Origin of the sequence: Microcoleus sp. A2-C3, from assembly GCF_036706065.1 — a bacterium.
In the GTDB taxonomy this organism is placed as follows: Bacteria; Cyanobacteriota; Cyanobacteriia; order Cyanobacteriales; family Microcoleaceae; genus Microcoleus.
The window spans coordinates 131257-145426 of sequence record NZ_JAUBVX010000010.1 but is presented as its reverse complement, the minus strand read 5'-3'; the positions used below and the strand labels follow the sequence as shown (position 1 = coordinate 145426).

Genomic DNA, 14170 nt, shown 5'->3' with positions numbered 1-14170 from the left:
CGCTGCCGAATAGTCAACTACCAATACTATAAAGAAGAATCCATAAGTTCGATTGGTTCTGGAACAGTTGAATCAATCATTAAACGAATTGGGTTTAGGGTGAAAATATCAGGAGCGCAATGGAAGATTGAGAGCGTTCCCTCTATCCTTTCTCTTCGCTGTGCTTAGGGGCTCGCGGACAAATAAAATACCAGTCAAAATGGGATAATCGTGATATCCCATTTTGGTAAAGTTTCAGAACGTTGCCATTCAGGCAAATACTGTTTTAACTCATCAGGTAAGACTTTTACTCCTTTCTCATAAGTGATTTCAACTAAGTGTAAAATGGGCTGAATTCCTTTCCATGTCATGTTGGATGCCCAGTATATGGCAGTTTCAACCGAATCTAAAATAGCACCATTCCAATAATGTTCAAGTGCCGCCCAGCAGCGTTCAATTGGATTATACTTGCTGTGATAAGGTGGATAGTAAATTAGTCGGATTCTTAAACCAATTCTCTGAGATAACTCAATGATACGTTTGATGAATTGTGTTCGATTGCTTCTAGTTGCTGGACCACCATCAAGGTCAATCACCAATTCTTCCAGTTCGGTGTAATCAGATTGGTTATTTTGCCACCAATCCGTTAGACAATCGACGATAAAATCAGTGGTTTCAGCGGACTGTCCCATATAAATTGATAATTGGTCACTCTTTATTGTTGAGAATGCCAAAGGGGACTAATACGGCTTGCCACTCCGTATCATGGTCATCAGCCGACTTCGGTTCAAGGGTTCGGGATTTACCATCCCGTGAGAGGTTGCCAATTTTGACTTTGGCTTTGGTATCAATTGATATTCGTAGAGACTTAACATCTTTATCGGAGGCTTGATTCTCCTTTGATACATTCTCAAAAATGGCATCTGTTTCGGGAATCTTTTTCAAGGGCTTGGTTTTTTGTGTTTTTTTAGGCGATATCCCATCCGATTTAAAATCGTGCCAATTGTTTGACGAGAAGGCAATTGCTCACAGTCGTAGTTCTTCTGATTCACTAATGCCGATAGTACCGCCTTGGCACTGATCCGAGCATACAAAAATGTCGATTGAAACTTCCGGTCTGTCTGGGAATCGGGATCTACTAAAGAACGAATATCGGCATCTTTGTTGGGCAGCAATATTTCACTTTTATGTTGCCCTCTTGCTCGGTAATTATCAACACAAATCAACCCGGTTCGTCGTTCATGTAAGCCTAATTGAACGCTGTCTCGGTTCCATCCCATAAATGTTTCTACTTTTCGGGCTGAACTATTAAAGTAGTCTTCAGCTACTTTTGCCATAAAGTCTCGACGGCGATAGCCCGTCAGTTTTTTGGCAGCATCCTTGAATGTCGATTTAACGGGCTCACTCAATATCATTTCTCGCATCCCACTCACAGAGGTCACAACCACTTATGTCAGATTTTTTGTTTCCTACCTTTCTAGCATACCTGGGGTGATATTTAATTGCAAGCCCCTTATCTCAACGGTCAACTTTCAATTTGATGTATTTGCCAAAGTGAGATGCACCCGAAATGATTTGGCTGGAGCTCCAGTAGAAACTGTAAAATTTTGGGCATATTCTGCTTCAAATTCTGACCACGGAATTAGTTTTGCCATGATTACCCAACGATTATCCTCTGACAATTGCCCCTCGAAGGGCAGGTCAAAGCTGGACGGCGGGCTTGGGGTTGGGTCAACTTTTCGGTACATTACGAAAGTGATGGTGTGCTGGGCTTTTGACTCATTTTAGCTACTATCTTTGCACATTTTCAGCGCTAAAACGAGCCCAAGTCCTTTGATGTAAGGGTTTTAGGCTTTTTCAGCAAACCCTATCTAGTTCGTCATCGACAACAAGGATGGAAGACATTTTTTATGATACTTTGTAGCTTTTACGATCTTGAAATAATCCTGTCAAAACCCCTGCTAACTGGGAACTATCGGCAGGGTGACATATACCGTTGTTTCCTGTTGATAAATACTGGTAATCGAGAACTCACCTCCGGCTAGTTCGACAACTTTATTGACAATTTTTAAGCCCAAACCAATGCCCTGTTGCTCATAGGTCTTGCGCTCAAACTGCATGAAGGCACCGATTTTAGCAATTTGCTCTTCTGTCATGCCCCGCCCTGAGTCATGTACAGATAAATTCAGCATTTCCCCCACAACTTGACCACTAACTTTAATTGTTGTATCTGGTGGGGAAAATTTCAGTGCATTATCAACTAATTCATGCAGAATTATTGATAGATATCGCTCTGGTAGAGACAGTACCACTTCCTCAAGTGCAAATATGAGGTCGTTGCTACGGTTGAAGCTCTGAGCATGGGATTTCAACGCAGTTTCAATGGCAGAAGTTGAGAATTGAGTAGGGGCGGATTGAAGCTTGTGTTGCCGATTGGCGGATAATTCTAATTCTAAATAAATGAGGAATTTTTTCGTTAAATTTTCTAAGCGACGGGCAGATTGATCGAGCCAGCCTAACATCTCATTGATTTCGGCGAGATCCATCTCTTCAAAATCCTCCTTAAGCAATCCGATAGTACCTAATATGCCATTGAGGGGCGTATTCAATTCATGGGATAGACTAGAAGCTAAGTTGCCACGCAGTTCATTGAGGGTACTTTCTAAGATATTGATAGTATTTTCTTGGATGTGGGACAAGTTCTGGATATTGTCATACTGTTGCTTGATTCTGAGCATTGAATTGACGCGAGCACGCAATTCAATTCCATTTACGGGTTTACTAATGAAGTCGTCGGCGCCGGCGGTTAGACAATGAGCAAGGTCTGATTTTGAGCTTAATGCCGTGACCATAATGATGGGAATTGCTTGCCATTTTGAGATAGCTTTGATTTGCCGACAAACTTCGATGCCATCTATTCCTGGCATCATCACATCTAGCAAAATTAGATCGGGATTGAAGGTGTCGAGGGTAGCGAGCGCCTCTTGACCATTGGCAGCATAATGCAATTGATAATCCTGCTCGGATAACAGGGTTTCAATCACATCAAAATTATCTGGCTCATCATCAATGATTAAAATGGATGGTGTTTTCATGGTGATCTTGATTGGGGAGCTAAAAGTTAATAATAGTTGCCAATTGCTTTAAGTTGACAGATTTGCTAAGGTAATCGTTGGCTCCAAGGGCAAGGCAACGATCGCGCTCGCTTGTCATGACTAGGGTGGTGAGAGCAATGATGGGTACATCAACTAAGTTTGAATCGCGGCAGATCTGCTGCATGGCTTCTCGTCAATTCATACAGGGATTTGAATGTTAATCAGCATCAGATTGGGGTTTTCAGACTAGACTAGAGTGATGGCCTCCTCTCCATTTATCAAGAACTTGGGTTTAAAACCCCGTCATAAGCTCGACGGCTTTAATTGTAACTTTTTGTCACGCACCCATTTGTTTTGTGCTGACCGTGATAGCATAAGGGTGGAGGTAAGGCAATGCTAGTTTTTGAGTTCAAGGCTTACGGAAAATCAAGTCAGTTCCAAGCGGTAAACGAAGCTATTCGCACCAGCCAGTTTATCCGTAATAGCTGTTTGCGTTACTGGATAGACAATCCTAAAAAGAACAAGTACGACTTGAATAAATACTGTGCTGTACTAGCGGCAACTTTTCCGTTTGCTGACGAACTCAACTCCCAGGCAAGACAAGCAAGTGCCGAACGTGCCTGGGCAGCCATCTCTCGGTTCTACGAAAACTGTAAGAAAAAGATTCCTGGCAAAAAAGGATATCCACAATTCCAGAAAGACTGCCGTTCTGTTGAGTACAAATCTACTGGGTGGAAACTTACAGATGACAGAAAGTCGATAACTTTCACCGATAAAAAAGGGGTCGGCAAGCTCAAGCTCAAAGGTACACGCGACTTGCATTTTTACCAAATCAGCCAAATTAAACGGGTACGATTGGTAAAACGTGCTGACGGTATGTACGTCCAGTTTTGTGTTGATGTCAATAGAAAGGAAAACACAAAACCAACGGGTAAAACCATTGGACTAGATGTTGGGCTAAAAGAATATTACACTGATTCAAACGGAGTCACGGTTGAAAATCCTAGGTTCTTGAGAAAAAGTGAACGTATCCTTAAGCGCAGTCAGCGTCGAGTATCGAGAAAAGTTAAAAGTTCAAAGAATAGAGGCAAAGCTCGACAGGTTTTAGGCAAGCGCCATCTCAAAATAAGCAGGCAACGTAAAGACCATGCCGTAAAATTGGCAAGGTGCGTAGTTCAGTCAAACGACTTGATAGCCTACGAAGATTTGAGAATTAAAAATATGGTGCAGAATCATTGTCTCGCTAAGTCTATTAACGACGCATCTTGGTATCAGTTTCGTGTATGGCTTGAATATTTTGGAAAAGTATTTGAGCGCGTAACGGTTGCGGTGAATCCGCAATATACCAGTCAAGAATGCTCTAGCTGCGGCGAAGTTGTCAAAAAAACGCTATCCACCAGAACTCACGCTTGTAAATGCGGGTGTCTAATGGATAGAGATTTCAATGCTGCTATGAATATCCTAGGTCGGGGATTGGGTACGGTAGGGCATACCGGAACCTTTGCATTAGATGCAAATAACGCTTTGGGAGAATTGACCTCTACTGTGGTTGGAGAAATCCAATTAGAGCAAGTCGGCTCGTAGATCAAAGAATCCCCATGCCTTCAGGCTGGGGAGTGTCAAAGCTACGATGCACCGATGCTCAAGACTAGGGTGTGTTTTCCAACCCTGGGAGGGCGAACCCTGCGGACACAAAACATTCGTTTTTAGCGGTAAGCGATCACCCGCAGGGTTCGCCCCCTACTGAAAACAGGCTCTACGGGCTAGGGTTGGAGGGAAGAGGGGTTGCATCTGTCGTAAACGACGACAGCGGTTGCTATATATTGAATTAATTGATTGAAGCAGGTGGGCAACACTTTTTATATTAATTGGTAAGATAAATCCTTTCAATTTCAGTCGCCGGGAGGGGTTTAGAAAATAAATAACCCTGTCCAAATTCACAACCGAGTTGTTGGAGCCACTGAAGTTGCTGAGTTGTTTCAATTCCTTCGGCAATGACGGTAAGTTCGAGTTGATTACTCAGAGTAATAATAGTGTTCACAACTTGATAGTTGCGATTTTCTGCTTGGAGCTGATTGACAAAAGAGCGATCGATTTTGAGGTTATCCACTGGAAAACGGTGCAGATAACCCAGGGAAGAATATCCCGTGCCGAAATCATCAATGCTGATCTGAATTTGGCGCGAACGCAATTGTTCAGTTAGTGCGATCGCCATCTGAGCATTTTCTATAATCGCGCTTTCGGTAATTTCCAGTTTGATGTTAGCAGGATTAACCGCAGTTTCTGCCAACACCCGATCGACATCAGCCAAAAGGGTTGGGGAAGAAAATTGTCGCACAGAGAGGTTAACGCTCATTGTTAACTCTGTCCAGCCCCGTTGCTCCCATATCCGAAGTTGCTGACACGCCTGCTTCAACACTACCATTCCTACTGGCACAATCAGCCCTGTTTGCTCCATGCAGGGGATAAATTCTCCTGGTAAAACCATACCCCGAACGGGATTTTGCCAGCGTACCAGTGCTTCAAATCCGACCATTTTTTGGGTTTGTAGATTGACAATTGGCTGGTAGTAGATGACAAACTCTTGATGTTCCAGTGCTCGCTGTAAATCATTTTCCAAGGTCAGCCGGTTTAGCATTGCCAAAGACATCTGACAATCAAAAATTTGATAGCAGCCTTTCCCAGAAAGTTTAGCTTTATACATTGCTGTATCGGCATCTTGTAAGGGTTCTTCCGGTTGTTTATAAACACTACTACCTAGAGCAATGCCCATACAAGCCGTCATAAAGATTTCACAATCTGCAACTAGAAACGATGCGTTAAATCCCCGTAAAACAGCTTCAATAAATAGTTCAAGATCGACCGCACCATCAATGTTATAAAGCAAAAAGCAAAACTCGTCCTCACCCATACGTGCTAACACATCGCCAGGGTGTAGATGATGCTGTAACCGTTCTGTGATGGCGAGTAGCAATTGATTGCCGACGGCATAACCAAAGGAACCATTAACCAATTTAAACTGATCGCAGTCTAGATAAACCACCGCAAATGATAATTCCCCAGCTTGTAAAATCTCAGCCAATTTTTGAAGCAAGAAAGTTCGACTGGGTAATGCTGTGAGTGCATCTTGAAGAATCATGGTTTCCAATTGGGCGGTTCGTTGTTGCACCGTTGCTTCTAATTGAGCATTGAAGCTTACTAATTGCTGATATTGCCCATGAATGCGTAACATCGATCGCACCCTTGCTTTTAATTCTAAGTGATTGATAGGTTTACTGATAAAGTCATCCGCCCCTGCCGCGAAACATCTGGCGAGATCCGTTTTGGTTGTCAAGGCTGTCACCATAATTATAGGCACTGATTCCCATTGCGGCATAGCTTTAATGCGTTTACAGACTTCTATGCCGTCTATCCCTGGCATCATTACATCGAGCAAAATGACATCTGGCTTAAAAAGGTCTAAGGAAGCGATCGCATCTTGACCATTGGAAGCGTAGTATAACTTGTAGCCAAGATTGGGCAAAAGGGTTTCAATCACGTCAAAGTTATCGGGTTCGTCGTCAACGACTAAAATAGAAGGGGTATTCATAAAACCAATGTACGTAATGAAGGGTCTGAAGATATTGTATGCACTCTTTTATATTAAGCTGTTCCACATTTAAACTGCATTATTTGTGGTCTATACCCCATACTGTAAGGGGTTCAGGCAAGAAATTTAAATGACTAACAGCTTATTATTATTATTATTATAACTCTAGCAATCCTCATTAATTTTTTAGGTATACAAAACTTGAAACCCTTGCTATACAAAGAGTCTAAGAATATAAGAGGTCGTTATATCTTGAGACTCAGATCGGATTGCTATATCAAACTTAGGATAGTAGGTGGGCGATCGCCGCAAACAAGTGATATTTATCTTACCCATATATAATTTAAGCTCGCGCTCGTTCTACAAATTATAGTTTTAGGAATTGGTAGAAAAAAGTTTTCAAACCCTCGAATGGCAAAGTATTCGGGACTAAAACACTGTTTTTTAGGGGGAATTTATCGTCCGAATGCTGAACCCCTACACCAAATTTATAGTTTGAAAACACGCCCTAGCAAGAAAACCCCTATTGAGAACCAAATACCTTTGTTTAGGGAGCTAAAAGTTGTTGAATAGAGGATACTAATTGCTTCAACTTAACAGGTTTCGTAAGATAATCATTAGCTCCAGCGGCAAGACAACGATCGCGATCGCCAGTCATCGCTAAAGCAGTTAGGGCAATAATCGGCACATTGACTAAGTTTGGATCACGGCGAATGTGCTCCATAGCTTCTAATCCATCCAGCCCCGGCATTTGAATATCCATCAAAATTATATTGGGGTTTTTAGACTTGGCTAGCGCGATCGCCTCTTCTCCATTCTTAGCCAAAACAATACGATAGCCTTTAGCTTTCAGGTAGCTCGTAACCGTACTAATATTAGCTTCGTTGTCTTCTGCCAACAAAATTAAAGGAGATGCTTCCTTTTCTGGTTGAAAAAACTCGATGGGAGACTCCGCCTGGGATTTCAAATTAGAAGCAGATAAGTTAGGAGAAGATAGGTTAGGAGAAGATAGTTCACAACCAACGCCGGGAAGGTCAATCGTGAAGCAACTTCCTAATCCTACTTGACTCGTTAAGCCCACTTGTCCGCCATGAAGTTCGACAATGCGTTTCACTAAGGCTAAACCCAAGCCAGTACCCGCATATTGACGATTTAAGGCACTATCGATTTGGATAAAAGGCTGAAACAATTTGTTAATATTTTCTGGGGCAATACCGATGCCTGTATCGATGACAGCAATTCTTAGATAGTCTTTGAGTTCTAACCCCTCTTCCTGGGGTTTGAGAGCTAGTTCCTGCTCGAAGGGAGTCTGGTATAACATCACCTTGGTGTCCCCTTGGAGATCGTGCGGGACTAGAACCGTTGCCCGCTTGTGACGAGTGACTTCTAGGGTAATTCGTCCCCCTTCTGGGGTGAATTTGACAGCATTGTTAAGCAGATTAATCAAGACTTGGCGGATGCGCCGTTCATCAATTAAGAAGTCTGGCAAATTTAAGGGAATTTTAATCTCTAGCTGGAGGCGTTTTTGCATGGCTTGTTGTTTGATAAATGCCAGACTAGATTGACACAGACGATTGATTGAAACTGGTGTAAAATCCAACTCCATTTGACCGGATTCAATTTTAGCCACATCCAAAATGTCGTTGATTAATTCTAGTAAGTGAAAGCCACTGCGCTCGATGGTTTGTAAAGCCTTAATTTGTGCTTCGTTAACTATGCCAAAGACTGCCTCTTGTAGCCCCTCAGTCATACCCAGAATGGCATTAAGGGGGGTGCGGAGTTCGTGACTCATGTTGGCGAGAAATTCGTCTTTAAGGCGGGTAGCACGGGCAAGTTCCTCGTTAGAAACTGCCAATTGTTGATTGCGCTCAGTGACTTGCTGCTGCGCTTGTTGTCGTTCAGTGAGTTCTTGCTGCAACTGCTCAAAGAGGTGGGCTTGCTGAATGGCGATCGCCAACTGATTAGCAATTTGTTGCAGTAGTTGCGCTTCAGACTCTTGCCATACTCGTTTTTCTCGACAGGCATGGATGACTAAAACCCCCCAGAGCTTATTGCTTTGGTCTGGGGCAACCCATCTATCGTTTTCGCTGCCTCGCACTTCTTGCAGGATAGGCGCAACGATTTTGGACTGAATTTGACCTTCAATGCAGTATTCTACTAAACAATCACTCGATATGTCAGTCATCACATCAGGGACAATGCGCGGCTTACCCTGCCAATAGTATTGTAAGATTTCTTGAGACCAAACTTCATTATCCCACTGACGATCCTTGAGAGCGGGGAACTGACTAGATACCGATTCCTTAACAATTTGGCTTTTGCCATTGCCAAATAGCCGGAACACGATGACGCGATCGCCTCGCAAAATTTCTTTGACTTGCTGCGTCACAGTCGCCAAAATTTGGTTAATATCCAAGGATTCGCGAATTTGCTGGACGATCACTCCCAAAGCTCGCTGCCGTTGCAGTTGTAAAGCGATCGCCTCTTCTGTTTGCTTGCGGATGACCAGTTCCGATTGCACCTGTTCGTAGAGATTAGCTTGCTGAATGGCGATCGCTAACTGGTTAGCAGTTTGTTTGAGTAAATTGATTTCCCAGTCTTCCCACTGGCGTGGAAGATCGCATTGATGGACAATTAGCAATCCCCAGAGTGTGTGATTCTGAACAATTGGAACTACGAGTTTAGCTCTCACCTGAATTTTTGAGAGGAATTGAATCAGACAGGGTAAAACTGGCTGGTTTTCATCTTCGCGATCGCTGAGGGCATACACTCTTCCTTGGATATAGCGCTCATAATTCTCTTCTGGGAAAACCTCTTGAGGAAAAAGGATATCCAGAATTTGGGGCCATTTTGGCAACACAGATTCAGCAATGGCAGCCCCCGTTCCTCCAGGGAAAACCCGATAAACCAGCGCTCGGTCTGATTGTAAGACCTGACGGATTTCCTCAACAGTGGTATTGAGAACTTCGTCTAGATTCAGAGACGATCGCACCCGTTGAGTAATCGCTCCCAGCAAACGTTCCTGTTTTGCCTGTTGTTGCAATCTCAATTCGGTTTGTTTGCGATCGCTAATATCGCGGCATACACAAATCAACAATCCATCTTCTGTAAGAGTCAGAGATAGACCTTCACTAAAAGTCGAGCCATCTTTACGGGTAGCGATTGCTTCTCCCTCCCAAGCGCGATCGCGCCCCAGCACTGGAAAAACTTCCTGCTCAAACCGTTCTAACTCCTCTAGGGAATACAAACCACTCCAGTTTTTGCCTACCAATTCTTCAGGGTATTCGTAACCAAATAGTTCTAAATGAGCTTGATTCAAGTAGAGGTAGGTGTCTCCTTGCATAATTGCAATGCCATCGATCGCCGCCTCAATTGCCGCTAGTTGCTGCGTCATCGCCTGCTCAGTTTCTTTGCGCTCGGTAATGTCTTGAATCAAGATTAGTAAGTGTGTCAGTCCGTCATGGCTTGATAGGACAGAGGTAGAAATGGTGACAGTTCGTTTGTGCCCATCTTGACGCTGGATTTCCCTTTCTTGAGCGATCTGATTTTCCCCTTGCCACATCTGTCCCAAACGGGCGATCGCTTGTTCTCGATCCCTTGGATCTGGGTATAAACTTTGATACCACCCCAGACGGTTAATATCTTCTAAGGTGTAGCCTGTAATCGCTTGCATTTGCCGATTCCAGACTGTGAAGCGGATAAAAGGAAACTCCTCAACTTCATGAAAAACACACAAACCTTCTGCCATGTTTTCTACAATTTGTTGACGGAAAGTATTTTCCTGCTGGAGAGTTGCTTGAGCCAATTTGCGGGCGGTAATGTCGAAGCGAATTGCTAGATACTGGAAAGGCTGCCTTTGTTCGTCCAGAAAGGGGACGATGGTGCTGGCAAGCCAGTACAGGCTACCATTCTTCGTCCGATTGCAAATTTCACCGCGCCAAATCTGACCACTAGAAGTGGTGCGCCACAGCTCTTGGAAAAAAGCGGGGAGATGGTAGCCAGAGTTGACAATGCGATGGGTTTGACCGATGAGTTCATCGCGGGAGTAGCCAGAAATGTCGCAGAAGCGATCGTTAGCGTAGTTAATGACCCCTTGAGCATCAGTGATGGCGACAATGGCGGAATGATCGAGGGCGAGTTTGAAAGCGGAGAGTTCTTGAATTAACTGCTGTCGTTCGGCTTCAGCCTGTTTGCGATCGCTAATATCAAAGTTGATCCCAATCATGCTCTGGGGATTGCCCTGGGCATCTCGCACCACCACTCCATTGGCTTTAATAAAGTGGACGCTACCATCGGGATGCAACACCCGATACTCGGTATCGTATTCTGCCTGTCCCAAGACGGCTTGGTGGAGCAATGTTTCGGTGGAGGTGCGATCATCGGGATGTATTCCGTTTGTCCAACTGTCGTAGGCTATAGGGGAATCAGATTGTTTCGTGAAGCCAAACAGTTCGTAGATCCGCTCATCCCCAAGGATGGTGTTCTGTTCAATGTCCCATTCCCAAGAACCGATCGCCCCAGATTTGAGGGACAAGGCGAGTCGATCTGATAGTTTTTGTAGTTCGGCTTCAGCTCGTTTGCGCTCAGTAATATCTTTGGCGATCCCTAAAAAGCCCATAATTTGCTGATTGACATCCTTGAGGGGGGTGATGGATAGCAACACAGGAAAGCGAGAGCCATCTTTGCGGATATAGCTCCACTCTTCTTCGTTAACAATGTTTTGGCGTGCTTTGGCAACAAGAACCTCAAAGCCGGGAGGCACATATTGCCCCAGTTCGGCACAGAGGGAGGCTGCTCGGTCAATTACCTCCCTGGCATCATGAATGAGTGCAGGTGTGACAATGCCTACTATTTCTGCGGCACTATAACCCAGCATCTCTTCGGCTGCGGCATTAAAGGTTTGGATGATGCCAGTTGGGTCAGTGGAGATGATCGAGTAATCAGCACCATTGAGGATAGCCCGTTGTAGGCTGTTGACTTGCCAAAGCTCTTGGGTGCGTTCTACGATTTTGGCTTCTAGTTCTTGATTGAGTTGCTGGACTTGTTGTTCGGCTTGCTTGCGATCGCTAATATCTGTCACCGTGCCTACATAGCCGACTATTTGCCCATCTGAATCTAGTTCAGAAACAGACTGCCCATAGACCCACGTCACATTACCATCGGGACGTTGAAAGCGGTATTCGAGTTGGAAGGGACGATTTTCTTCGATAGATTGCTGCCATTCGGTGGCGAGCACGACGCGATCGTCAGAATGTAGCCCTTCTCGCCATCCGTCTCCGAAGGCGGTTGTTGGGGTGATTCCGCTAATTTGATACCAGCGATCGTTAACATAAATGCAGTTACCGACAGCATCGGTGCGAAAAATCCCCACTGGAGACGCTTCAACTAGGGTGGCGTAGCGTCCTTCGCTCTCTAGCAATTGGGTTTCAGTTCGCTTGTGATCGCTAATATCTGTCACCGTGCCTACATAGCCGACTACTTGCCCATCTGCATCCAGTTCAGAAACAGACTGCCCACATACCCACGTCACTTTACCATCGGGACGTTGAAAGCGATATTCTAGCTGGAAGGGATGATTTTCGGAGACAGATTGCTCCCATTCAGCAGTAACCCAGTCGCGCTCGTCGGGATGTAGCCCTTGTTGCCATCCCTTCCCAATGGCGGTTGTTGGGGTGAGTCCGCTGATCTGACAGTAGCGATCGTTGATATAGGTCAACTTACCCGCAAGATCGGTGCGAAAAATCCCCACGGGAGCTGCTGTCACTAGGGTGGCGTAGCGTTCTTCACTCTCTACCAATAGGACTTCAACTTTCCGTCGTTTAGTCAGTTCCTTTTGTAACCGTTGGTGGGTGATGGCTTGTTGGAGGGCGCTCGCCACTTGCAGGGATACTTGCCTTATGAGTTCGATCTCATCGGTTGTCCAAGTGTGCGGCACGGCTCGATAACTGGCGAGCATTAGACCCCACAATTGCTCCTCGACTACGATCGGTACCATCAGTTTGGCGCGAATCTCAAACCCCACTAAGAGTTCCTGATGGCACTGGGTCATCGCTTCGTTGTAGATGTCATTTATGATGCGAATTTTACCATTGCGATAAGGTTCTAGCCATTCTGCGCTAATACAAGGATCGTGTGCTTCGGTATTCAATACCGATCGCCCAGTACCGGTAATCGCTTCGGCGATCACCGTGCCGCTAAAGTCAGGACGAAACTGGTAAATGATCACGCGATCGCACCCAAGGAGTGATCGAATTTCTCGCACTGTGGTGTCGAGGATGTCTTGCAAATTCAGGGACGATCGGATGTTATCGGCAATCGTGTTTAGGAGTCGCTCTTGCTTTGCTTTTGTTTCTAGAGCAACTGTGCGGGCTTGAACCTGTTGCTCTAGCTCAATGTTGCGATTTTCTAGTAGTGCCACCTTTTCCGCCTCTAGGCGCACCACCTTGGAGTCTAAAACCTCCACCAGTTTGTATAGTTCTAGGGGGTTAAGGGCTTGTAGCAAAATGGTTTGGGTGACAATGCCCAATAGTTCTCCCTGCTCCCCCGTCACCGCCAACCGACGAATCGAGCGCTGCTCCATGATCTGCTGCACATTCCAGAGCGAATCATCAGGCTTGACTGCACAAATTGGTGTACTCATCACCGCCTGTGCTGTGCAGTTGTCCAGATTCAATCCCAGTGCTAGAAACTGCACCATGTCCCGCTCGGTGACAATCCCCACGGGAATTTGCAGGAGTTCTGTGGAGCAGCAGCTCGGTTCGACAATGATGACGGAACTGATGTGGTGGTTTGCCATCTGTTGGGCGATCGCCAACAGGTCACTATCAGGTGTAGCAAAAATCACCTCCCTGGTCATCACCTCCGCCACCAGACGTAACCGCAATAGGTGGAGCGGTCGGGAGATTTGGCGCAGACTTTCATGGGTAACAAGCCCCACGAGGCGATCGTGTTCATCCAGGAGCGGTAAATGGCGAATCTGGTGCTGCGGTCGCAGATTCATGGCAAAAAACAAATCGGTGAAGTCTGACTCGCGCAAAGTGACAGCGGGATGTGTCATCACCTGCTGCATGACTAGGCGATCGAGGGGCTGCTGCTGGGCACTGAGGCGTACTACGTCCCGTTCGGTCAAAATACCTAGCAACCGCTCGTTTTCTACTACCAACACGCAGCTTGACCGTACCTCTCTGTGGAGTTCATCCAGTTGACTATCCGCTGTTTTATTGGCAGCACAGAGCGATCGCACCCCGCTCATTAGGGTGATCGCTGACCTTACTGTTGTATCGGGCGAGACAATCAAGGGCTCGCGGGCGATCGCCGACTTCAGTTCTAGCGGGGTCAGAGCTGTGGCGTGAGTCAACATGGGTTTATAGGGGTTTTATTGTTCATCTTACATCCCGCACCTGTACTGTGACATTTGTTCCTCAGTCAGAAAAGGCTTCTAAAAAAGTAAAATTTAAGCATTCTTCACCAGGTTTCTTGGTTCTGGTATTATTGTATTCAAAATAAG

Annotated in this window: 6 protein-coding genes and 3 pseudogenes; 2 read left to right on the top strand and 7 right to left on the bottom strand. The window is 45.3% G+C overall.

What is annotated here, in order from left to right:
• Positions 1-168, top strand: a pseudogene (locus QUB66_RS08440) (ISKra4 family transposase); the annotation flags it as partial.
• Positions 169-194: 26 nt separating this feature from the next.
• Here the strand turns inward: QUB66_RS08440 and QUB66_RS08435 are convergent.
• From QUB66_RS08435 to QUB66_RS08415, 5 genes and pseudogenes are all read right to left on the bottom strand, one after another.
• Positions 195-713, bottom strand: coding sequence for an ISAzo13-like element transposase-related protein (locus tag QUB66_RS08435; protein WP_332967163.1), 519 nt, complete (start codon positions 711-713; stop codon positions 195-197).
• Positions 688-1259 (bottom strand): annotated as a pseudogene (locus QUB66_RS08430) (ISAzo13-like element transposase-related protein). Before QUB66_RS08430 ends, QUB66_RS08435 begins: the two are co-directional and overlap by 26 nt.
• A 276-nt stretch (positions 1260-1535) precedes the next feature.
• Positions 1536-1727, bottom strand: a pseudogene (locus QUB66_RS08425) (IS5/IS1182 family transposase); the annotation flags it as partial.
• Positions 1728-1940: 213 nt separating this feature from the next.
• The gene (locus tag QUB66_RS08420) at positions 1941-3074 is read right to left on the bottom strand and encodes a hybrid sensor histidine kinase/response regulator (RefSeq protein WP_332967166.1); all 1134 of its coding nucleotides are present in this window, start codon (positions 3072-3074) and stop codon (positions 1941-1943) included.
• 19 nt (positions 3075-3093) lie between these two features.
• Positions 3094-3258, bottom strand: a complete 165-nt coding sequence (locus tag QUB66_RS08415) for a response regulator (RefSeq protein WP_332967167.1) — start codon at positions 3256-3258, stop codon at positions 3094-3096.
• 209 nt (positions 3259-3467) lie between these two features.
• Between QUB66_RS08415 and QUB66_RS08410 the strand changes: the two genes are divergently transcribed.
• Complete coding sequence (locus QUB66_RS08410; RefSeq protein WP_332967168.1) at positions 3468-4658, top strand: RNA-guided endonuclease InsQ/TnpB family protein; 1191 nt, start codon at positions 3468-3470, stop codon at positions 4656-4658.
• 280 nt (positions 4659-4938) lie between these two features.
• On the opposite strand, the gene QUB66_RS08405 is transcribed toward QUB66_RS08410, so the two are convergent.
• Both QUB66_RS08405 and QUB66_RS08400 read right to left on the bottom strand, forming a co-directional pair.
• A complete protein-coding gene (locus tag QUB66_RS08405; RefSeq protein ID WP_332967169.1) occupies positions 4939-6663 on the bottom strand; it encodes a two-component system response regulator in 1725 nt (574 codons plus the stop codon).
• A 547-nt stretch (positions 6664-7210) separates the two neighbouring features.
• Positions 7211-14023, bottom strand: a complete 6813-nt coding sequence (locus QUB66_RS08400; RefSeq protein ID WP_332967172.1) for a PAS domain S-box protein — start codon at positions 14021-14023, stop codon at positions 7211-7213.
• Positions 14024-14170: the final 147 nt, after the last annotated feature.